Genomic DNA, 20442 nt, shown 5'->3' on the forward strand with positions numbered 1-20442 from the left:
GGTCTTGAATGATTAGTTTAAAAGTCTGCTGCCGAACAGCGCTCCTTCTGAATCAATGATTGAATATTGAAATGCATAAAATAAATAGATACCGCCCCTGTTGTTGATTCATTCAAGTGTCGAGTGACTTGCCGAAGCCACGGTCGGTGCCTGTGGCGGGGTGCATTGTGAATGGCTGCCCGGTTGCAGGTAGTTGTTGAGAATCGGCGCCATGCCCTTGAGTACCTGCACCGGCAGGGCCGAGGTGAATTTGAAGTTTTCCGCCGAGCGACCGGGGACGTAGGCGGTGAGCGTGCCGAAGTGGCTGTCGCCGATGTAGAACACGAAGGTCGCGGTCCGGTTGATCGACTTGGAACTGAGAATCCGCCCGCCGGAGCCGATGGCCTCGATGCGGTTGTCGCCGGTGCCGGTCTTGCCACCCATCGCCAGTGGCGTGCCGTCGGCCAGTTTGAAACTGCCGGCAACACGTTTGGCCGTACCGGCGTCCACCACTTGCGACAACGCTTCGCGCATCGCCGTGGCGACTTCCGACGGCATCACCCGTTTGCCGACGTGCGGGTCGTTGACCAGCCGCGTTTCATACGGCGTATCCGCTGCAAAATGCAGGCTGTCGATGCGCAGGGTCGGCATGCGCACGCCGTCGTTGAGGATGGTGCCGATCAGCTCGGCCAGGGCTGCCGGACGGTCGCCGGAACTGCCGATGGCGGTCGCCAGCGATGGCACCAGATGATCGAACGGGTAGCCGACTTTCTGCCAGCGCTGATGGATCTCAAGGAATGCCTCGATCTCCAGCATGGTGCGGATCCGGCTGTCCCGTGCGCCCTTGTGCTTGCTCTTGAACAGCCAGCTGTAGACTTCCTGGCGCTCGAATTCGCTGGCCTTGACGATCTGGCTGAAGGTCGCGTCGGGGTGGTTGAGCAGGTAGCCGATCATCCACAGGTCCAGCGGGTGAACCTTGGCGATGAAGCCCTGGTCCGGCAAATCGTAGGTGCCGGGACCGTAGGCCAGGTAGAGCCGTTCCAGGCGTTCGTCGGTGAGCTTTTCGGTGAGCTTGGTGCCCTTGAGGTGCGAGCGCACGAAGCTGTTGAAGTCTTCCTGACTGGCGTTTGGCAGCAGGTAGCGATGCACGGCGGCCATGCGGATCGGCGTCGGGCGCATGCTGTCGAGGAAGGTTTCCAGGCGCGCCTGGGTGTCCTTGTTCTTGTACTTCTTCCAGAACTTGAGCAGGAACGAGGTGCCTTCGCGGTCGGCGAAATTCGCCAGGTATTCCTGGCGCCGTGGGTCGCGGTCGTCCTTGAGCAGTTCGGCGCTGTTGTTGGGGCCGGAGTAGGTGGTGTAGCGCACCAGGTCGCGCATCAGGCGAATGAACGGCAGGTTGATCGATTCGCGCAGGGCATCGCGCAGGGTCGGCATGCGGCCGTTGTCTTCCTTGCGAAAGTTGTGGAACACATGCAGACCGCCACCGGTGAAAAACGCCTCGCCGGGGCTGGCCGAGTATTTGCGGTCAAGGGCGGCGCCGAGCATCTTCGACAGGTCGCGATCCTTGTTCTGCACCAGATAGTCGATGACCCACTGGCTCAGGCGGTCCTGATCCGGCACATCGACTTTTTTCAGTTCCGGCACGGACATGCCGGCGTACTTGTCGTGCAGTTCGGAGATGATCTGCAAGTAAGTGGTCAGCACGCGCATCTTGGCCGTGGAGCCGAGTTCGAGCTTGCTGCCCTCGTTGATGTCGAACGGCTGGTCGGTGCTGTCGGTCTGCACCCGCACTCGCGAGCCGTCCGGGGTCAGCTCGAACAGGGTGAAGCTGTAGCGCACCTGGGTGGTGCTGGTCGGCGTCAGCAGGCGTTCGCCGAGCAGGCCGATTTCGGCGGCGTAGGCCGGGTCGGCGAGTTTCTTCAGGTAAGCGGTGGCCTCGGTCTGCAATTGCCCTTGCAGGGTGCTGGTGGCCGAGAGGTCGAGGCGGTCGAGGTCGTACAGCGGCCGGTTGAGCATCGAGGCCAGGCGACTGCGGGCGACGCTGATGCCCTTGTTGGTTTCGATCGGCTGGATGGTCGGTTGGGTCTGCCAGTCGCGGTAACTGACTTTGCTGGCAAGCGCGGCATCGGCCAGGGCGCTGTCGATCACCCCGTTCTGCTTGAGCAGGCGCAGGTGGCTGTCGGTAAGGTCGGCCAGTTCGTCGTGGCCCTTGGTCAGGTAATGTGAAGGGCGGCGCTGGGCGATCATCAGCGAGAGCATTTCGCGCAGGGCCAGGCCCTTGGCGGCCATGGTCTGCGGATCGGTGGCGCTGCTTGCGAGTTTTTCGTTGGCCTGGTTGAAGTCGGCGCCGTACCAGACCCGCAAGCCTTCGGCCATGCCATGCACTTCGCCATGGCCGGGCACGGCCGACAACGGCACGCTGTTGAGGTAGTCGCGAATGATGTTCTGCCGCGCCACCAGGGTTTGCGGCCCGGCCTGATAGGCGCGCACGCTGGCGGAAATCATCTGGCGGATCTTCTCGGCTCCGGACACCGTCAGACCATCCGGCGAGTGGCGGTATTTTTCCAGTTGCGTCGCCAGCGTACTGCCGCCCGCCGATTGCCCCGGCAGATGCAGCAGCTTGGCGACCTGCGACCACGCGGCCATGCCAAAGCGCGGCCAGTCCACCGCCGGGTTGGCGAGCGGTTGTTTCGGGTCGAGCAGGAAACGGTTCTCGATGAACAACAGGCTGTTTACCACCACCGGCGGAATCGCCGCGAAACTCGAATACAGCTGTTGCGGATATTGGTACTGATACAGCGGCGCGGCACGGCAGTCGGTGATCGACAGCCCGGCCTGGATTTTCTCGGAATAGGGCACGAACAGGCCCTTGTCGGTGTAGCCGAGCAGGGCGGCGGAGAAGCGGGTCTGCTCGGTGATCACGTAATTGCGTTTGAGCAGTCGCGGCAGGAACTCATCCAGCGAGCTGTAGCCCAGGCGCAGGTCGAACGGCCCGTTGCCCGGATAGCGGATCGCTTCGCTCGGCCCCGGTTGCAACTCGTATTTCAACGACGCCGCGTACTGGCTGACCTGCCGCGACTGAAAGCGCGAGGTGCGCATCTCCTTGGCCGCTGCCAGTCCCACCACAATCGCAATGATCAACAACAACAGCCAGAAAGCCTTCCACCCATGCCGGTTACGACGGGGTTTTTCAGGTATAGGCGCTTCATCCACACGTTCAGTCGGAACCACGGTTTTACTCGAATCGGTTTGCCACAAAGCGCCCATAGTCGATTGATCCATTCACGCAGATTGATCGGACTTGTCTGAAGCTTAGTCGGTGGTTGGCGCTGGTGAAAAAATTGTGAAGGACGGTGGGCGACAGGGATCTGAACAAATCTGCCGGGGGGGCCGTTCACCCTCTCCAGGCGTGCGTGTTGCTCTGGAAATGGCGCAATAGAGCGCTTGCGCGATTAATCGCATTGACGGTTGAACATGACCCTGCACCATTACCGTGCAATACTCGCCAACCCGTTCGGCGGTGGTTTTCTCTGGTTTTCATAGACAGTATTTCTCCGTGGGATAGCAAATCATCGAGATTTATCTCTGAATGTCGCGGTTTATAGAGTGAATTACCCTGTCCGATGTTTCTTACACTGCACGCCCCGCCGATCCTGCAGGTTCGCCCTGCAAGACGCGTCTGTCCACGAAACAGATGTGGTTTCAGGAGGTGAAGGCTTATCGGCCGACGCTTCGAGACTCGTTGGGTCATATCCAATAACAAGATGAGGTTGTCCTTCCATGTCATCAGGTAATCACCTGCAGGCTGGCGAAACCGCTCAGGGCGGTCCGCTCAAACGCGAACTCGGCGAACGGCACATTCGCTTGATGGCGCTCGGCGCCTGTATCGGCGTCGGTCTGTTCCTGGGGTCGGCCAAGGCCATCGAAATGGCCGGTCCGGCAATCATGCTGTCCTACATCATCGGCGGTCTGGCGATCCTGGTGATCATGCGCGCCCTTGGCGAAATGGCCGTACACAACCCGGTGGCCGGCTCCTTCAGCCGTTACGCCCAGGATTATCTCGGCCCGTTGGCGGGGTTTCTCACCGGCTGGAACTACTGGTTCCTGTGGCTGGTGACCTGCATCGCGGAAATCACGGCGGTGGCGGTGTACATGGGCATCTGGTTCCCCGACGTACCGCGCTGGATCTGGGCGCTCGCGGCGCTGGTCAGCATGGGCTCGGTCAACCTGATCGCGGTGAAGGCCTTCGGTGAGTTCGAATTCTGGTTCGCCCTGATCAAGATCGTCACCATCATCGCCATGGTGCTGGGCGGCATCGGCATCATCGCGTTCGGTTTCGGCAACGATGGCGTGGCGCTGGGGATTTCCAACCTCTGGACCCACGGCGGGTTCATGCCCAACGGCGTGCAGGGCGTGCTGATGTCGCTGCAAATGGTCATGTTCGCCTACCTGGGCGTGGAGATGATCGGCCTGACCGCCGGTGAAGCGAAGAACCCGCAGAAGACCATTCCCGATGCGATCGGCTCGGTGTTCTGGCGGATTCTGCTGTTCTACGTCGGCGCGTTGTTCGTGATCCTATCGATCTATCCGTGGAATGAAATCGGCACCCAGGGCAGTCCGTTCGTGATGACCTTCGAACGCCTGGGGATCAAGACCGCTGCCGGCATCATCAACTTCGTGGTGATCACCGCCGCTTTGTCCTCGTGCAACGGCGGCATCTTCAGCACCGGGCGCATGCTTTACAGCCTGGCGCAGAACGGCCAGGCCCCGGCCGGGTTCGCCAGGACCTCGAGCAACGGCGTGCCGCGTCGCGCCCTGCTGCTGTCGATCGGCGCGTTGCTGCTGGGTGTGCTGCTCAACTATCTGGTGCCGGAAAAAGTCTTCGTCTGGGTTACCTCGATTGCCACCTTCGGCGCGATCTGGACCTGGGTGATGATCCTGCTGGCCCAGCTGAAATTCCGCAAAGGCCTGAGCGCCAGCGAACGTGCCGGACTGAAATACAAGATGTGGCTGTACCCGGTCAGCTCGTACTTCGCGCTGGCGTTCCTGGTGCTGGTGGTGGGCCTGATGGCGTACTTCCCGGATACCCGCGTGGCGCTCTATGTCGGGCCTGCGTTCCTGGTGCTGCTGACCGTTTTGTTCTGCGTGTTCAAGCTGCAACCGAACGAAGGCTCGCAAGGCGCGGTGCGTTCCGCTTCCTGATCGAAGACGTCTGCAATGCCAAGGCCCCGCTCGCAAGACCGGGGCCTTTTTCGTTGGACTGCCGGCGCCCACCGTCGGTCTGAAAGACTGACAGAAAACCCATTGTCAGACTCCAATCTTTATCACTATCGATGCCACTCGACAGTGAATGGAGTCACCGTTATGAGGATGAGCGATTTTTTCGTTCGTGAACTCGGCCGCCGTCAGGTCGCGTGGTTTTTTTTGCTCGCGACAGCGCTGTACGTCCTGCCGCTGATCCTCGCGGACTTCCCCTACATCGACGACAACTGGCGGACGCTGGCCGCCGGTAATGCCTGGGCCGGGCAAGGCCGGTTGTTCGCCGACTGGCTGTATGAAGTGCTGACCTTCAGCGGCGCCGCGCCGAACATTTTCCCCTTGCCGCTGCTGCTGGCAGTTGTGGTGATGGCCCTGGCCCTGAGCCGACTGACGTTTCACTATTTCCCCGAGCCAACCCTGGCCGGTTGCCTGGTGGTGTTGCCGCTCTGGTACAACCCGTTCCTGCTGCAAAACCTGTCCTATCAGTACGACGGCCCATGCATGGCGCTGAGCCTGGCGGCGGTGATTTTCGCCATCAGCTTCGACAGCGTTTCGCGGGTGCAGCGATGGTTGATTCCGGCGGCACTGCTGGCGCTGGCGATCGGGCTGTATCAGATCAGCCTCAATGTGTTTCTCGGCTTGTGCGGGGTGGCGTTGATCCGCGCGATTCATCGTCGCGTCCCATGGGCGCAGATCTGGCGAATGCTTGGCTGCAAAGGCGCGCAACTGGGCCTGGGGGTGTTGATCTACAGCGTCACGGCGTACCCGTTCATGTTGCCCGAGGGCCGCAGCGACCTGCTGAACTGGAACGCCCATCCGTTGCTGCAGATCGGCATCAATGGTGGGCGGGTGCTGGAGAAAGTCGCCCTGCTGTTTCACGGTGGCTACCCGTGGTTGTACGGTCTGTTGCTGTTGTGTGCCGCGATGGGCGTGGTGCGGCTTGGACGCCAGACACCGCGCTGGAGCGGGTTGCTGGCCTGTCTGTCAGTGCTGGTTTCACTGGTTCTGCTGGTGCCCGGCATGACCCTGCTGTTTCGCGACTTCAACGAAGGCGCACGCACCCTGATCGGCTTTGGCGTGCTGCTGGTCCTGCTGTTCTACCTGGCGAATCTGGGGCTGGCGCCGCTGCACCGGCGTTTGCCCTTGCTGCTGATGATTCCGTTGCTGGCGACGCTGTCGCTGTCGTTCGCTTACGGGCGGGTGCTGACGATGCAGAAAACCTTCGCCACGTCGGTCCTGTACAGCCTCGGCCAGGACATCAACGCCCATCGGCAACTGCGCGAAGCGAAAAGGATTTACCTGTCGGTCAGCTATTCCGATCACTGGCTGGTGGGCGCGGCCGGTTCATTCAAACAGCTGCCGGTGCTGCGTTATCTGCTGAATGTCGACTACGCGGTACTCGCGGAAAACCTGCCGGGCGTGGGCGTCACCAACGTGGTCGCCGAACGCGAACGGCGCAATGCCACCCGCGTCGGCTACCAGGGCTTTCCAGTGTTACTGGAGAGCCGCTTCTACCGGATCTATCTGATCGGCGACTACGGTTTCATCGTCCTCAAGGAGCCTGCACCGATCAAAACGCTGCAGTGGTGAGCAATCCAGTTTGGAACCTCATGCCGCTGCGGCGTCCTGCGGTTCGAAACTGTCCGCCCGCGCCATCTGCCACATCCGCGAATAGAACTCGCCGTTCACTTCCCCGGTGAGCAATTCCCCCGGCTTGAGGAATACGTGCAACTGCGAGAACAGCTTGATCTCGGTCGCCGACATGCGTCGCACCAGATGCTTGGCCGACAGTTGCGACGGGTGATCGAGGCCGGCGGCGGCGAGCATTTCGGCCAGGGCCTTGAGGGTGTTGCGGTGGAAGTTGTAGACCCGCTGCGCCTTGTCCGGGACCACGAGGGCACGTTGGCGCAGGGCATCCTGGGTGGCGACACCGGTCGGGCATTTGTTGGTGTGGCAGCTCTGCGACTGGATGCAGCCGATGGCGAACATGAAGCCGCGTGCCGAGTTGGCCCAGTCGGCACCGATGGCCAGGACGCTGGCGATGTCGAAGGCACTGACGATCTTGCCGCTGGCGCCGAGTTTGATCTTGTCCCTCAGGTTCAGGCCGACCAGGGTGTTGTGGACGAACAGCAGGCCTTCGCGCATCGGCACGCCGATGTGGTCGGTGAACTCCACCGGTGCGGCGCCGGTGCCGCCTTCCTTGCCGTCGACGACGATGAAGTCCGGGAGAATGCCGGTTTCCAGCATGGCTTTGGCGATGCCCATGAACTCCCACGGATGGCCGAGACAGAACTTGAAGCCCACCGGTTTGCCGCCGGACAGTTCACGCAGTTGCTGGATGAAATGCATCATTTCCAGCGGCGTGGAAAACGCGCTGTGGCGTGACGGCGAGATGCAGTCTTCGCCCATCATGATGCCGCGCGTGTCGGCGATTTCCTGGGTGACCTTGTGCTTGGGCAGAATCCCGCCGTGGCCGGGTTTGGCGCCCTGGCTCATCTTGATTTCGATCATCCGCACCTGCGGGTTCTGCGCCTGGGTGGCGAAGCGCTCCGGGTCGAAGCGGCCGTCGCTGGTGCGGCAACCGAAGTAGCCGCTGCCCAGCTCCCAGGTCAGGTCGCCGCCGTTTTCGCGGTGGTAGGGGCTGATGCTGCCTTCGCCGGTGTCATGGGCGAAGTTGCCGAGTTTGGCGCCCTGGTTCAGCGCGCGGATCGCGTTGGCGCTGAGCGAGCCGAAGCTCATGGCCGAGATGTTGAACACCGAAGCCGAGTACGGCTGGGTGCATTGCGGGCCGCCGACGGTGACGCGGAAACTGCTCGGGTCGCTCAATGGCGCGGGGCGCATCGAATGGCCGATGAACTCGAAACCGGACTGATACACGTCGATCAGGGTGCCGAACGGTTTGTCGGCGGTTTCGTTCTTGGCCCGCGAGTACACCAGCGAACGCTGGGCGCGGGAGAAGGGCAGGGCGTCGCTGTCGGACTCCAGCAGGTACTGGCGGATTTCCGGGCGGATGCCTTCGACCAGATAACGGATGTTGCCCAGGATCGGATAGTTGCGGCGTACCGCGTGCGGGCTCTGCATCAGGTCGAACAGACCGATCAGGCTCAATACCCCGGTCACGGCGGTGATCGGCCACAGCCAGTCATGTTCGAGGAAGGGCAGGCTGGCGAGGGTGAATATCACGCAGACGGCAAAGAAGGCGTAGCGGCTCAGGAGTGACAGGCTCATACGGTTTCCCTGGTTCGGACTCGGATTTTCTGCGCCGCAGATCCCTGTGTGGGTGTGGGTTTGCTCGCGAAAGCGCCAGTCCGGCCAACAGCATGTCGGATGTGACGGCCCCTTCGCGGGCAAGCCCGCTCCCACGGGAAAGCGGTCCAGCGTTGCTCAGGCGTTCTGTGCCTGGAGAAAGATCGAAAACAGCTCTGACTGGGATTTGATCCCCAGCTTGCTGTACATGTGTTTCTTATGGACTTTCACGGTTTCTACGGAGATTTCCAGCTTACGGGCGATTTCTTTACTGGAGCAACCGCTGAGCATCAAACGCCCGACATCCAGTTCCCGGGCGGTCAATTGCGCGCCCTTGAGCTGTTGCACCGATTCTTCCAGTTGCGCCCGCCAGTCGTTGTGTACCGGTGGCGGGGCGAGGGCGACGACTTCGTTGATTTCGTAGGGCAGGCGCTGGCGCAGCAAACCCAGCACCCACGGCTGGATCAGCGACAGCAGGGCAATCTGTTCGGCACTGAAACGCTGTTTGCTGCCCAGCGACAGGCACAACGTACGGTCGCCTTCGAGCTGGCAATTGAACTGGATTTCGTCGGCCACCACATTCAGACGAAAGTATCGCTGGTAATACTCGGTCAGCTCGAAGTGCTCCGGCGCCACTTCCGACAGTCGATACAACCCGGTGCGCGATTGCTCGCGGCAGGCGATGTAGAAGGGGTCGAGCAGGTACAGGCCGCGCAGGTAGTCCTGGAACAACTGGTCGGGGCTGCCGTCCTCGCCGGGGCATTCGGCGAACACTTGCGGGTGCCGGTCGGCGCTGAACAGCAGGGCCACCCAGCTATCGAACGTTACGTATTGGTCGAGCAGACGCACCAGTTGCGCCCAGAAATTGGGCTTGTCGAGGGCATCGATCAACTGCCCGACGGCCCGGTGCCAGGTGATGTCGTCAAACGAAAGTGTCATGGATCTACCCCTATCGGGTTACCCCGGCCGCGTGATTCCCTGGCCGGTCGCTGCTGCGCATACTGGCTCACAGACAGCCACCGGGCAATCTTTCAGCGTCCGGCGCTCATAACAAGGAATACCCATGAAAGTCGAACTCGCCCAACTGGCGGGCCGTGACAATGGCACGGTCTATAACCTGGAACGCGCCCTGGCGGCGATTGCTGCCTGCAGCGCTGACACGCAATTGGTCGTGTTCCCCGAAACTCACCTGATGGGCTTCCCAACGGCCGAGACCGTGGCTGAGGTTGCCGAGCCGCTGGACGGCCCGACTGTCAGCGCAGTGCAGGCCGCCGCCCGCGAACGCAACATCGCCGTGGTGATCGGCATGGCCGAAAACGACAACGGCCGCTTCTACAACACTACGCTGCTGATCACTCCCGAAGGCATCGCCCTGAAATACCGCAAGACCCACCTCTGGGCTTCGGATCGCGGTGTGTTCGAGGCGGGCGACCGTTATGCCACATGCCTGTGGAACGGTGTGCGGGTCGGCCTGCTGATCTGCTACGACATCGAATTCCCGGAAACCGCCCGCGCCCTCGCGCAATTGGGCGCCGAACTGTTGATCGTGACCAACGGCAACATGGACCCCTACGGCCCGACCCACCGCACCGCGATCATGGCCCGCGCCCAGGAAAACCAGGCGTATGCGCTGATGGTCAATCGTGTGGAAGCCGGCGATGACGGCCTGATGTTTGCGGGTGGCAGTGCGCTGGTGGATCCGCTGGGCACGCTGTTGTTCGAGGCCGGGCGGGAAGAGGGGCGGTTCAGTGTCGAGCTGGATTTCGGCCAGCTGGAGATCGCGCGCAAGGATTACCGTTATCTGGACGATCAGCGGTTGAAGTTGCCTGGGGAGATTGTGGAGCGGGACGGCGGTGTTCGGGAGCTGTTGATTCCCCACCGCTGAACGCCGACCTCACCCTGACCCTCTCCCGGAGGGAGAGGGAACTGACCGAGTTGTTCTTGCAAGCTGCATCGACTGAAACACCAGGTCGAACTCAGGGCTTGAAATGTACAAGGATCGGCTCCCTTTCCCCCTCTCCCTCATGGGGGAGAGGGCTGGGGTGAGGGGGAATGGATTTCATGTCGGACACTTGAGTCCGGCAACACCAGAACAACAACGCAACACCCGAAATATTGCCGAACTCGGCTCTGCCATAAATCCAATAAAATTCGGAGTAGACGCTCATGGCTGGTTTGCAACGCACTCTCTCGCTAGGGTCGGTGGTGCTGTTCGGCATCGCCTATATGACGCCGATCATCGTCCTCGGCACCTTTGGTATCCTCGCCCAATCCACTGCCGGCATGGTGCCCGCCGCGTATCTGGCGGCGCTGGTCGCGATGTTTTTCACCGCCCTGAGCTACGGGCACATGGCCGCCGCGTTCCCCGTGGCCGGGTCGGCCTACAGCTACGTGCGCAAGGCCATCAGCCCGAAACTCGGCTTCATCGCCGGTTGGGCGGTGTTGCTCGATTATCTGTTCCTGCCGATGGCGATCTGGCTGATCGGCGCGGCGTATCTGGCGTCGGCATTCCCTGCCGTGCCGCAATGGATCTGGGTGCTGGCGTTCATCGGCATCACCAGCGCGATCAATATTGTCGGCCTGAAACTGGCGAACGGCATCAACGCCTTGCTGATGCTGGTGCAATTCCTCGTGCTGGTTGCCTTCGTGGCGCTGTGCGTCCACTACGTCGGGGGTGACGCCAGTCAGCCGCTGTGGTCGATCAAGCCGTTCTTCAACGGCGACATGCAGATGCCGCTGATCATGAGCGGCGCGGCGATCGCCTGTTACTCGTTCCTCGGATTCGATGCGGTCAGCACCCTTACCGAAGAAACCCGTGACCCGCGTCGCACCATCCCTCGGGCGATCATGCTGATCACCCTGATCGGCGGGCTGATTTTCGTCGTCGTGGCGTACTTCGTGCAGACTGCTCACCCGTCGTTCCAGTTCGACAGCGTCGACTCGGCGGCCTATGAAATCGCCCGCAACATCGGCGGCGACCTGTTCGTCTCGATCTTCCTTATCGGTCTGATCGTCGGCCAGTTCGCCTCGGGTCTGTCCGCCCAGGCCAGCGGTTCGCGGCTGCTGTTCGCCATGGGCCGTGACGGCGTGTTGCCGAAATCGTTCTTCGGCACCCTGCACGCGCGTTTCGGCACGCCGATCAACAGCATCCTGCTGTGCGCGGTCGTCGCGTTGCTGGCGCTGAAACTCGACGTGACCACCTCGACCTCGTTCATCAACTTCGGTGCGTTCCTGGCATTCAGCCTGGTCAACCTGTCGGTGATCTTCCACTACTGGATCGGTGGCGACAAAAGAGGCCCGCGCGAACTGATGCTGTTCCTGATCTTCCCGTTCATCGGTCTGGTGGCGGATCTGTGGCTGATGGTCAGCCTCGATCACCTGGCGGTGTACCTGGGCCTGAGCTGGCTGGCGGTTGGCGTGGTCTACCTTGCAGTGTTGACCGGCGGCTTCCGTCGCCAGCCGCCGGAGATGGATTTCCAGGAGGCGGCGTAAGCGAGCCTCAGGCGGCCGGTCGGGTCTGGCGCAGCGGCAGTTCCACCCGGAACGTTGTGCCGACCCCGAGTTCGCTGTTGACGGTGATTTCCCCGCCGTGTTTTTTCACGATGCCATAGGACAGGGACAGGCCCAGCCCTGTCCCCTGGCCGACCGGTTTGGTGGTGAAGAACGGGTCGAAGATTTTCTGCAGGGTTTGCGGCGCAATGCCCGAGCCATTGTCGGCGACTTCGATCCACGCGGTTTCACCCTGTTGCCCGGTGCGCAGGGTGATGGTGCCGCGCTCGGAACCCATGGCCTGCGCCGCATTGACCACCAGGTTCATGACCACCTGGTTGATTTGCGACGGCAGGCATTCGACTTCCGGCAGCGCCTGATAATCCTTGATCACATCGGCCTTGTATTTGAGTTCGCTGGCGACGATGTTCAGAGTCGAATCGATGCCCTGCTGCAAGTCGGCCCACTGCCATTCCAGCTGGCTGTCGACCCGGGAGAAATCCTTCAGGTCCTTGACGATCTGTCCGACCCGGCCGATGCCGTCCTTGGATTCCCTGATCAGCGACGGAATGTCATCGAGCAGAAAATCCAGTTCGTTTTTCTCGCGTAATTGCTGTAACTGCGCGGCGGACTCAGCCCCCAGCGTCTGACTCGCCACCTGATAGGCATCGAGTATCTCCAGCAACTGCTGGAAGTAGCTGTCCAGCGCCCCGAGGTTGGAGGCGACGAAGCCGATCGGATTGTTGATTTCATGGGCGACGCCGGCCGCCAGTTGCCCCAGCGACGCGAGCTTTTCCGATTGCACCAACTGGCCCTCGAGCTGTTTGCGCTCGTCGATTTCCCGCTGCAATGCTTCGCTGGCCTGCTTGAACTGCGTGGTGCGCTGATCCACCTGATGTTCCAGCTCATGCATTTGCATCGAGGCGCGTTCGGTCATGTCCCATTTGGTCAGCAGGGTATTGGCCATCTGCTGGACTTCGATGTTGTCGAAAGGCTTTTTCAGGATCAGCAAGCGGTCGTGGGCGTGCAGGCGCTCCAGCAGTTCATCCCAGGAATAGTCGGAATACGCGGTGCAGACCACCACCTGCAATTTGGGATCTTTCTGCCACAAGTGCTCGATGGTTTTGGCCCCGTCCCAACCGTCGGGCATGCGCATGTCGACGAACGCCAGGGCGAACGGCCGTTGTGCGTCCATGGCCGCGATCAGCCTGGCCAATCCTTCCTCGCCGCCATAGGCCGATTCCATCTCGAGCTTCTGTTGCACGGGTTTGGCGGTTTCGCCGAACAGCGCGGCTTCCATTGCATCCAGCTCGACCGATTGGGCCTGGGCCGGGACGAGAATCTTGCGAAAGTCATCGTGAATCGACGGCATGTCGTCGATCACCAGAACCCGGCGGTTGGATGCTTCGCTCATGCGTCCTCCGTTACCTTGATCAGCGGAATTTGCAGGGTAAACAACGCGCCAAGGCCCGGCCCGTCACTGTGGGCGGTGAGGTGGCCGTTCATCTCGATGGCCGCCAGGGCACAGCTGTGCAGGCCAAAACCGTGGCCTTCCTTGCGGGTGGTGAAGCCGTGGGCAAAGATCCGCGTCATGTTTTCCGGGGCAATCCCCTCGCCATCGTCCTTCACGCTGATTTCCAGGAAGTTGTCATCGACAACCCTGGCGCCGAGGGTGATGGTGCGCGGGCGATTGTTGAGATCGGACATCGCGTATTTGGCGTTGCTGATCAGGTTGATCAGGATCAGCAGCAAGCGGTGCTTGTCGCCCATCACCTGGGGCACGTCGCCGTATTCCTTGACCACCGTGACGTGGTGCCGGGTCAGCGCGCCGGCGTTCATGCGCAGGGCGTCTTCGAGCATCTGGCTGATGTACAACGGTTCGGCCAGGCTGTTGGCTCCGGCGTAGGATTGCTGGGTGGCGACGATGTCCTTGATGTGATCGACGCTTTTGTTCATCTGGTTCAGTTCGTCGACCATTTCCTGCTGTTCTGCGGCGATGGCGCCGACCAGTTGATTGAGGTAGCCGGGCAGCAGCTTGCCCTTGTCGTCCTGGGTCAGGAAATGGCCGAGGTCATCCGGGTGCTCGTTGATCATCTGCATGGCCTTGCCCAGGCCTTGGGTTTTGCTGGCGCGCAATTTGCGCGCGATCAGGTCGGAGGAAATGTTCACGCTGTTGAGTACGTTGCCGACGTTGTGCAGCACGTTGGTCGCGATCTCGGCCATCCCGGCCTGACGGGCGGAGTCGAGCAGTTCGCTCTGGGCATTCTTGAGTTCCTGGGTACGTTCCTCGACCCGCTGTTCCAGCACCTCATTGGCGGTTTGCAACGCGCTGTTGATCCGGTTGATCTCGGCGAAACTGCGGATCAGGCTGATGGCCAGCCAGAGCAGCGACAGCATCAGCAGGACGGAAAACACCAGCAGGTAAAAGTGGTACTGGCGATTGACCTTCTCGGCTTGCTGCTGATCCAGGTCGAGCAGGTTGGTGATGTTGTCCAATCGTTCGGCCGAGGGGATCGCTTCGATCTGTTCGAGCAATTCGTTGACGATCGGCTGCTCGCGCAGGATCAGGCCGATGTGATTGCTGACGATCTTGATCGGGGTTTGAAAGTCAGCCGGCAGACGCTGCGCGTTGACCGCCAGTTTGCTCAGCCCGACTTCGATGTCGGCGGCCTTGTCGGCCGAGGTGACCTGAGCGAACTCCAGGGCACTGAGCAACAGGTCATAGGTGTCGGTGGCGATGTTCTGCATCTGCAGTTTGTCGAGGTCGGACAGACTCGCCAGTTGCACCTGAATGTCGTCTTCGGCGGTCGGCAGGAAGGCCAGGGAGTTGCGCAGCAACGCGTTGTGCGATTTGAAGCGCTCCACCAGCCGGGTCTTTTCCTCCATCGCCTTAAGGAAGCCTCCGTGGGCGTCCTCCCATTTGCCGGGATCGTTGCGCCCGTGGTCTGCCTCCATGCTGTCGAAGCGCTGCCACAATCGGTTCATCTCGTTCATCGGCGAGACGAGTGGATCGTAGTTGTGGGAAATCGCCACCCGCGCCTTGAGGATTTCGTTTTCCCACAAGGAGTCCTGCTGCTTGATCTGGCGAATCAGGTCCCGGGATTCGGTATAGGTCGTGGTCTGTTCGGAGTTCGACTTGAGGTACAGAAAGACCAGAATCGAGGCCAGCACCACGGCAATCAGGCCCACCAGCAACAGGCTGGCGCGGCGCGAAACATTCATCATGGCGTGTCCTCCCAGTGACCGCTCAGGGTCTTGAGAAACTGGATGATCAGGGCTTTGTCTTCGTCGCTGGGCATGCGCCCCAATTGATACTTGAACATCACGTCCACGGCGCGCTCCAGCGTCGGCGCCGAACCGTCGTGGAAGTACGGCGCGGTCAGGGCCACGTTGCGCAGACTCGGCACCTTGAACACGGCACGATCGGCTTCGTCGCCGGTGACGTTGAAGCGGCCCTGGTCGGCCTCGGTCGGGTTGCCGCGATCAGCGATGTAGTCGCCGAAGACCCCGAATTTCTGAAACATGTTGCCGCCGATGTTGACCCCTTGATGACAGGCGATGCAGCCGTAGTCCTTGAAGCGCTGGTAACCGTACTTTTCATCGAGGGTCAGGATCTCCGTGTTGCCTTTGAGGTACTGATCGAATCGCGAATCGGGCGTCGCCAGTGTGCGTTCGTAGCTGGCCAGGGCGTTCTGGATATTGGCTTTGGTCACGGCGTCCGGATAGGCGGCGCCGAAGCCCTGGCGATACCCCGGATCGTCGCTCAGCCGTTGCACCACGGTGTCCCAGCTACTGCCCATTTCGTGGGGGCTGGTGATGACTTTGTCACTTTGCTCTTCAAGGGTTTCGACGCGGCCGTCCCAGAACTGACGAAAATTGAGGCGGGCGTTGAACACGCTCGGGGTGTTGACCGGCAGCGGTTGCCCATCGAAACCCTGGGAGAAGGCGCGAGTGTCGGCGCCGCCCTTGTCCAGTTGATGGCAACTGGCGCAGGACAGCGTGTTGTTGGTCGATAACCGTGGATCATTGAACAACTGGCGCCCCAGTTTCACCCGCGCCGAATCCTGCTTCGGCACGTCGGGCAAGGGTTTGAGAGGTTCGTCCAGCGGCGCGGCAGCGGCGTCTGCCGCCAATCCGCAGAGCAGCAATGTCAGGGCGTAACGGGCAGCTTTCATCGGCAATCGCCTCCCTGGCTCCAGGCCGGGTTATTGTTTTTGCGGGTTCTTCAGAGCGTCCACGGGCCCGGCGGTCCCGCGCTCAGCAACTGGGCGAAGGCGTCAGGCGGCAGGGCTTTGCTGAAGTAGTAGCCCTGGCCTTCCTCACAGTGCCGGGCCTTGAGAAACGCCAGTTGCTGAGCGGTTTCGATCCCTTCGGCGATGACTTTCAGGTTCAGGCTGCGGCCCAGGCTGATAATCGCGACGACCAGGGCGGCGTCGTTGCTGTCGGTGCTCAGGCCGCGAATGAACGACTGGTCGATTTTCAACACGTCGATGGGGAAACGGCGCAGGTAACTCAGGCTGGAATAACCGGTGCCGAAGTCGTCGATCGCCAGCCGGATGCCCAGCGCTCTCAGGCGGTTCAGCGCGGTCATGGTGGTTTCGACGTTTTGCATCAGCACGCCTTCGGTGATTTCCAGCTCCAGCAGGCGCGGATCGAGGCCGGTCTGTTCGAGGATTTTTTCGATATCCTCGACGAAATGGCGCTGGCGAAAGTCGATGGGCGAGGTGTTGACCGACATCAGGATCGGCGGCAACCCGGCGGCTTGCCAGGCGCGGGTCTGGCGACAGGCTTCGGCCAGCACCCATTTGCTCAGCGGTACGATCAGGCCGCTGTCTTCGGCCACCGGGATGAAATCCGACGGGTAGACCCAGCCATGTCCCGGTTTCTGCCAGCGCACCAGCGCTTCGGCGCCGATCACCTGGCCGCTGTCCAGGGCGATTTTCGGTTGGTAGTGCAGGACGAATTCGTTGCGTTGCAGGGCCTGGCGAATCCCGGACTCGATGCTTTGCTGTTCCCGGGCGCGCTGGTTCATCGCCTCGATAAAAAAACCGATGTTGTCCGGCCCGCTTTCCTTGACGTTGTGCATGGCGGTCTCGGCCTTTTTGATCAGGTCGATCGCTTCCAGCCCGTCGTCCGGGTAAAGGCTGATACCCAGGCTGGCGGTGACGCTGAGGTCATGCCCGGCAATCGTCTGCGCGGTACGCACGGCCGCGAGGAGTTTTTCCGCGATGCCGCGCGTCTGTTGCGGATGATTGATGTCGCTGAGGATCACCACGAATTCATCCGAGCCATAGCGGAACACCGAGTCCGACTCGCGCACGCTCGCCTGCAACTGCTGGCCGACCCGTTTGAGCATTTCGTCCCCGGCCGGATGTCCGAGCGCATTGTTGATGCGCTTGAAGCGATCAAGGCCGAGAAACATCACCACCAGTTGCTTGTCATGTCGACGGCATACGGCCAGGGACTGGGTCAGACGATCGCCGAGCAGGGTGCTGTTGGGTAGCCCGGTGAGCGCGTCGTATTGCAGCAGGTGGGACACTTTCAGCAGTTCATTGACCCGCGCCTCGATGGTGCGCTCCAGGCTGAGCATTTTCAGCGCCGCGTCCTGGGCCAGTTGCCATTTCCAGGTCAGGGCATTGGCCATCTGCCGGATTTCCAGGGTGTCGAACGGCTTTTTCAGAATCAGCAACTGGTCGCCGAACTCCAGCCGCTCGGCCATCGCCTCCCAGCTGTAGTCGCTGAAGGCGGTGCACAAGGCGATTTGCAGGTTCGGGTCGGCGTTCCACAGTTGTTCGATGGTTTCCAGTCCGTCCCAGCCCGGCGGCATGCGCATGTCGGTGAACGCCAGTGCATAAGGGCGGCCATCGGCCACGGCGCGCTTGACCAGTTTCAGGGCCTCCTGGCCCTGATAGGCCGAGTCGAGCTGGAAGGTCAGGTGCGGCGATTGGTGCGTGCCGAACAGGGTCTGTTCAAGGCTGTCCAGATCGGCGGCGCCGCTGACGTCCGGCGTCAGGATCTTGCGGAAGTCATCATGGATCGCCGGCGTATCGTCAACGATGAGAATGCGCCGGTTGGTCTGGGGGAAGGGCGTTTTCATCCCTGATCCTCCCGGGGGAGCAGGGCGGCCGCGCTTCCGTCCTTCAGCAGGCGGGCGGCTTGTTCAGGGCTGACGGCTTCGCTGAAACACAGGCCCTGCACGTTGTTCAGCGGCGCGGCGGCGAGCGCGCCGCCGCTATCCGCTGGCTGGACACCTTCGGCGCTGATGTCGATGGCCAGGTCGCGGGCGAAATTGACGATTGCCCGCAACGTGTTGGCGCCGACTTCATCCTGGGCCGCGTTGTCGATCAGGGTCTGGGCGAGTTTCAGGTGGTTGACCCGGTAGGTTTTCAGCCAGTCGAAGGACGAATACTCGGTGCCGAAGTCATCGATGGCGATGGTCACGCCCAGTTCACGCAGGCGCGGCAGTACATCGTTGTGGGTCCATTTGGTCTGGGCCAATGTCGCTTCGGTGACATCGAAACGCAGATCCCAGGGCGCAAGCTCCCAGCGCGCGGTGGTGCGCAGCACGTCGTAGATCAGTTCGGGACCACTCTTGAGCTGCGCCAGGGAAATCTTGATCGCCATCACCGGTGGCGCCACACCCTCGTTGCGCCACTGGTGCATCTGCCAGCAGGCGTGGTCCAGCACCCAGCGCCCGAGAGGGATGATTGCCCCGGTCTTCTCCGCCGCCGGCACAAACGCCGAGGCCGGCAGCAGGCCGTGGCGGGGATGTTGCCAACTGACCTGCGCGGCCATGCCGAGAATCTTGCCGCTGTGCATGTCCACTTCCGGCGTGTAGTCGAGCTTCAGGCCGCCCTGTTCCAGGGCTGTGAGCAGTTCTTCGGCGAGGGCCATGCGTTCGGCCACTTCCTGAGTGATTTCCTCGGAGTAGAACTGATACTGATTGCGCCCCGTTTCCTTGGCGCGGTACAGCGCCATGTCGGCCTGGGCCAGCAGGCTGTCGGCGTCGAGGCTGATGGCCCGGTACAGACAGATGCCGATGCTGACGGAAATATGCAGGGAATTGCCTGCCAGCAGATAAGGCACCAGCAGCGCATCGCGGATCTTGCCGGCGATGGCGGCGGACTGGGTCGGCTCGCTGACGTCCAGTTGCAGGATGGCGAACTCGTCGCCGCCCAGACGTGCCACCACGTCGTTTTCCCGCACATTGGTTTTGATCCGCCGCGCCACTTCCTGCAACAGCAGGTCACCGACCGGATGGCCGAGGGTGTCGTTGATCCGCTTGAAGTGATCCAGATCCAGATAAAACACCGCGAATGCCGACGCGCCCCGACGTGCGGCGGCAAAGGCCTGGTGCAGGCGTTCGATCAGTGTGGCGCGATTGGCCAGCCCGGTGAGTCCGTCCGTGCGCGCCAGCGTGGCCATTTTTTCCTCGGCCTGGCGGCGCTCGGTGATGTCGATGATGATCCCTTCGACTTCCAGCAAACGGCCGTCCTGGTCACGCACCGGGATGTAGCGGTTTTCCACCCAGCGCCAGTCGCCTGCGCCCGTGTGCAGGCGAAACTCGATGGAGGCGCCCCCGGCATCGCGATCCAGCACCCGGCCCATGGCCGTATCGACGCTGGACAGATCGTCCGGGTGAATCAGGGTCCGCGCCCAACTGTCCGACCCTACCAGGTCGGCGGCGAGGTGACCGAAGCGGGTGATGTTGTGGGAGATGTACAGCAGTGGAAACGACGGATCGCCCTTCAGGCGGTACAGGATGGTCGGGCTGTTCTGCACGATGATGTTGGCATCGGACAGCTCCCGGGTGCGTGCCTCGACGGCTTGTTCGAGCTGGCTCATCTTCAGTGCGGCGTCTTCGGTCATCTGCCATTTGACCGTGAGGGCACTGGCCATCTGCCGGATCTCGATGGCGTCGAAGGGCTTTTTCAGAATCAGCAGGCGGTCGTTCAGCTCCAGCCGTCCGTCGATGTCTTCCCAGGAATAGTCGGAGTACGCCGTACACAGCGCCACTTGCAGTTTGGGATCGACTTGCCACAAGCGCTCGATGGTTTCCAGACCGTCCCAGCCTGGCGGCATGCGCATGTCGATGAAGGCCATTGCGTAGGGATTTTCAGCGGCGAGGGCGGCTTCGAGTTTTGCCAGGGCTTCCTGGCCCTGAAAGGCCGAATCCAGCTCGAAATGCACCGCGCGGTTGGCGGAAGGCGTGCCGAACAGCAGGCTTTCGGTTGCGTCCAGGCCATTGTCTTCGGTGGTGGCCGGGCAGAGGATTTTCTTGAAGTCGTCATGGATCGACGCGGTGTCGTCGACGATGAGCACGCGGCGATTGACTCGCACCGGTTGCGCGCTCATGAGGCAATACCTGCAAAACCAACCACTTGGGTCATCGGGAGCATCCTTATTCCCCTCATCAAATGCCTGCTCGCAGGCTGCTTTTGGCATCCAGCGTATTGAGCATAGATGCGC

The 20442-nt window shown here is 61.5% G+C and carries 12 protein-coding genes; 4 read left to right on the forward strand and 8 right to left on the reverse strand.

All coding sequences use genetic code 11. From position 1 onward, the window contains the following. Positions 1 to 108: 108 nt before the first annotated feature. Positions 109 to 3246 (reverse strand): transglycosylase domain-containing protein, encoded by a 3138-nt coding sequence (locus KVQ74_RS23225; RefSeq protein WP_217833714.1) that lies wholly within the window; start codon positions 3244 to 3246, stop codon positions 109 to 111. A gap of 513 nt (positions 3247 to 3759) precedes the next feature. On the opposite strand from KVQ74_RS23225, the gene KVQ74_RS23230 reads away from it, so the two are divergent. Both KVQ74_RS23230 and KVQ74_RS23235 read left to right on the forward strand, forming a co-directional pair. Then, complete coding sequence (locus KVQ74_RS23230; RefSeq protein ID WP_217833715.1) at positions 3760 to 5181, forward strand: amino acid permease; 1422 nt, start codon at positions 3760 to 3762, stop codon at positions 5179 to 5181. A 162-nt stretch (positions 5182 to 5343) separates the two neighbouring features. Then, complete coding sequence (locus KVQ74_RS23235; protein WP_217833716.1) at positions 5344 to 6828, forward strand: glucosyltransferase domain-containing protein; 1485 nt, start codon at positions 5344 to 5346, stop codon at positions 6826 to 6828. 18 nt (positions 6829 to 6846) lie between these two features. Here KVQ74_RS23235 and KVQ74_RS23240 read toward each other — a convergent pair whose 3' ends face one another. Beyond that, the gene (locus KVQ74_RS23240) at positions 6847 to 8466 is read right to left on the reverse strand and encodes an FMN-binding glutamate synthase family protein (protein WP_217833717.1); all 1620 of its coding nucleotides are present in this window, start codon (positions 8464 to 8466) and stop codon (positions 6847 to 6849) included. Positions 8467 to 8622: 156 nt separating this feature from the next. Then, positions 8623 to 9423, reverse strand: coding sequence for a helix-turn-helix transcriptional regulator (locus tag KVQ74_RS23245; protein WP_217833718.1), 801 nt, complete (start codon positions 9421 to 9423; stop codon positions 8623 to 8625). Positions 9424 to 9547: 124 nt separating this feature from the next. Here KVQ74_RS23245 and KVQ74_RS23250 point away from each other — a divergent pair, with 124 nt between their 5' ends. After that, positions 9548 to 10369: a carbon-nitrogen hydrolase family protein gene (locus KVQ74_RS23250; protein ID WP_217833719.1), complete on the forward strand. Its 822-nt coding sequence runs from the start codon at positions 9548 to 9550 to the stop codon at positions 10367 to 10369. Between the two features lie 281 nt (positions 10370 to 10650). Next, entirely contained in the window at positions 10651 to 11976 is a 1326-nt protein-coding gene (locus KVQ74_RS23255) for an APC family permease (RefSeq protein ID WP_217833720.1), read from the forward strand. 7 nt (positions 11977 to 11983) lie between these two features. Here the strand turns inward: KVQ74_RS23255 and KVQ74_RS23260 are convergent, their stop codons facing one another. The 5 genes from KVQ74_RS23260 to KVQ74_RS23280 are packed head-to-tail and all read right to left on the reverse strand — an operon-like array spanning position 11984 to position 20328. After that, positions 11984 to 13387: an ATP-binding protein gene (locus KVQ74_RS23260; protein ID WP_217833721.1), complete on the reverse strand. Its 1404-nt coding sequence runs from the start codon at positions 13385 to 13387 to the stop codon at positions 11984 to 11986. Then, on the reverse strand, positions 13384 to 15198 hold the full coding sequence (locus tag KVQ74_RS23265) for a DAHL domain-containing protein (protein ID WP_217833722.1): 1815 nt from the start codon (positions 15196 to 15198) through the stop codon (positions 13384 to 13386). Before KVQ74_RS23265 ends, KVQ74_RS23260 begins: the two co-directional genes overlap by 4 nt. Beyond that, on the reverse strand, positions 15195 to 16148 hold the full coding sequence (locus tag KVQ74_RS23270) for a cytochrome-c peroxidase (protein WP_217833723.1): 954 nt from the start codon (positions 16146 to 16148) through the stop codon (positions 15195 to 15197). Before KVQ74_RS23270 ends, KVQ74_RS23265 begins: the two co-directional genes overlap by 4 nt. A 50-nt stretch (positions 16149 to 16198) precedes the next feature. Then, positions 16199 to 18070, reverse strand: coding sequence for a putative bifunctional diguanylate cyclase/phosphodiesterase (locus tag KVQ74_RS23275; RefSeq protein ID WP_217833724.1), 1872 nt, complete (start codon positions 18068 to 18070; stop codon positions 16199 to 16201). Beyond that, positions 18067 to 20328, reverse strand: coding sequence for a GGDEF/EAL domain-containing response regulator (locus KVQ74_RS23280; RefSeq protein WP_217833725.1), 2262 nt, complete (start codon positions 20326 to 20328; stop codon positions 18067 to 18069). Before KVQ74_RS23280 ends, KVQ74_RS23275 begins: the two co-directional genes overlap by 4 nt. Positions 20329 to 20442: the final 114 nt, after the last annotated feature.

The organism is Pseudomonas botevensis (assembly GCF_019145475.1).
GTDB classification, from domain to species: Bacteria; Pseudomonadota; Gammaproteobacteria; order Pseudomonadales; family Pseudomonadaceae; genus Aquipseudomonas; species Aquipseudomonas botevensis.

Coding starts and splice junctions, on each gene's coding strand:
- KVQ74_RS23240 (WP_217833717.1), bottom strand. CDS start 8,466: ATGAGCCTGTCACTCCTGAGCCGCTACGCCTTCTTTGCCGTCTGCGTG.
- KVQ74_RS23235 (WP_217833716.1), top strand. CDS start 5,344: ATGAGGATGAGCGATTTTTTCGTTCGTGAACTCGGCCGCCGTCAGGTC.
- KVQ74_RS23270 (WP_217833723.1), bottom strand. CDS start 16,148: ATGAAAGCTGCCCGTTACGCCCTGACATTGCTGCTCTGCGGATTGGCG.
- KVQ74_RS23260 (WP_217833721.1), bottom strand. CDS start 13,387: ATGAGCGAAGCATCCAACCGCCGGGTTCTGGTGATCGACGACATGCCG.
- KVQ74_RS23225 (WP_217833714.1), bottom strand. CDS start 3,246: ATGGGCGCTTTGTGGCAAACCGATTCGAGTAAAACCGTGGTTCCGACT.
- KVQ74_RS23255 (WP_217833720.1), top strand. CDS start 10,651: ATGGCTGGTTTGCAACGCACTCTCTCGCTAGGGTCGGTGGTGCTGTTC.
- KVQ74_RS23250 (WP_217833719.1), top strand. CDS start 9,548: ATGAAAGTCGAACTCGCCCAACTGGCGGGCCGTGACAATGGCACGGTC.
- KVQ74_RS23245 (WP_217833718.1), bottom strand. CDS start 9,423: ATGACACTTTCGTTTGACGACATCACCTGGCACCGGGCCGTCGGGCAG.
- KVQ74_RS23265 (WP_217833722.1), bottom strand. CDS start 15,198: ATGATGAATGTTTCGCGCCGCGCCAGCCTGTTGCTGGTGGGCCTGATT.
- KVQ74_RS23280 (WP_217833725.1), bottom strand. CDS start 20,328: ATGAGCGCGCAACCGGTGCGAGTCAATCGCCGCGTGCTCATCGTCGAC.
- KVQ74_RS23275 (WP_217833724.1), bottom strand. CDS start 18,070: ATGAAAACGCCCTTCCCCCAGACCAACCGGCGCATTCTCATCGTTGAC.
- KVQ74_RS23230 (WP_217833715.1), top strand. CDS start 3,760: ATGTCATCAGGTAATCACCTGCAGGCTGGCGAAACCGCTCAGGGCGGT.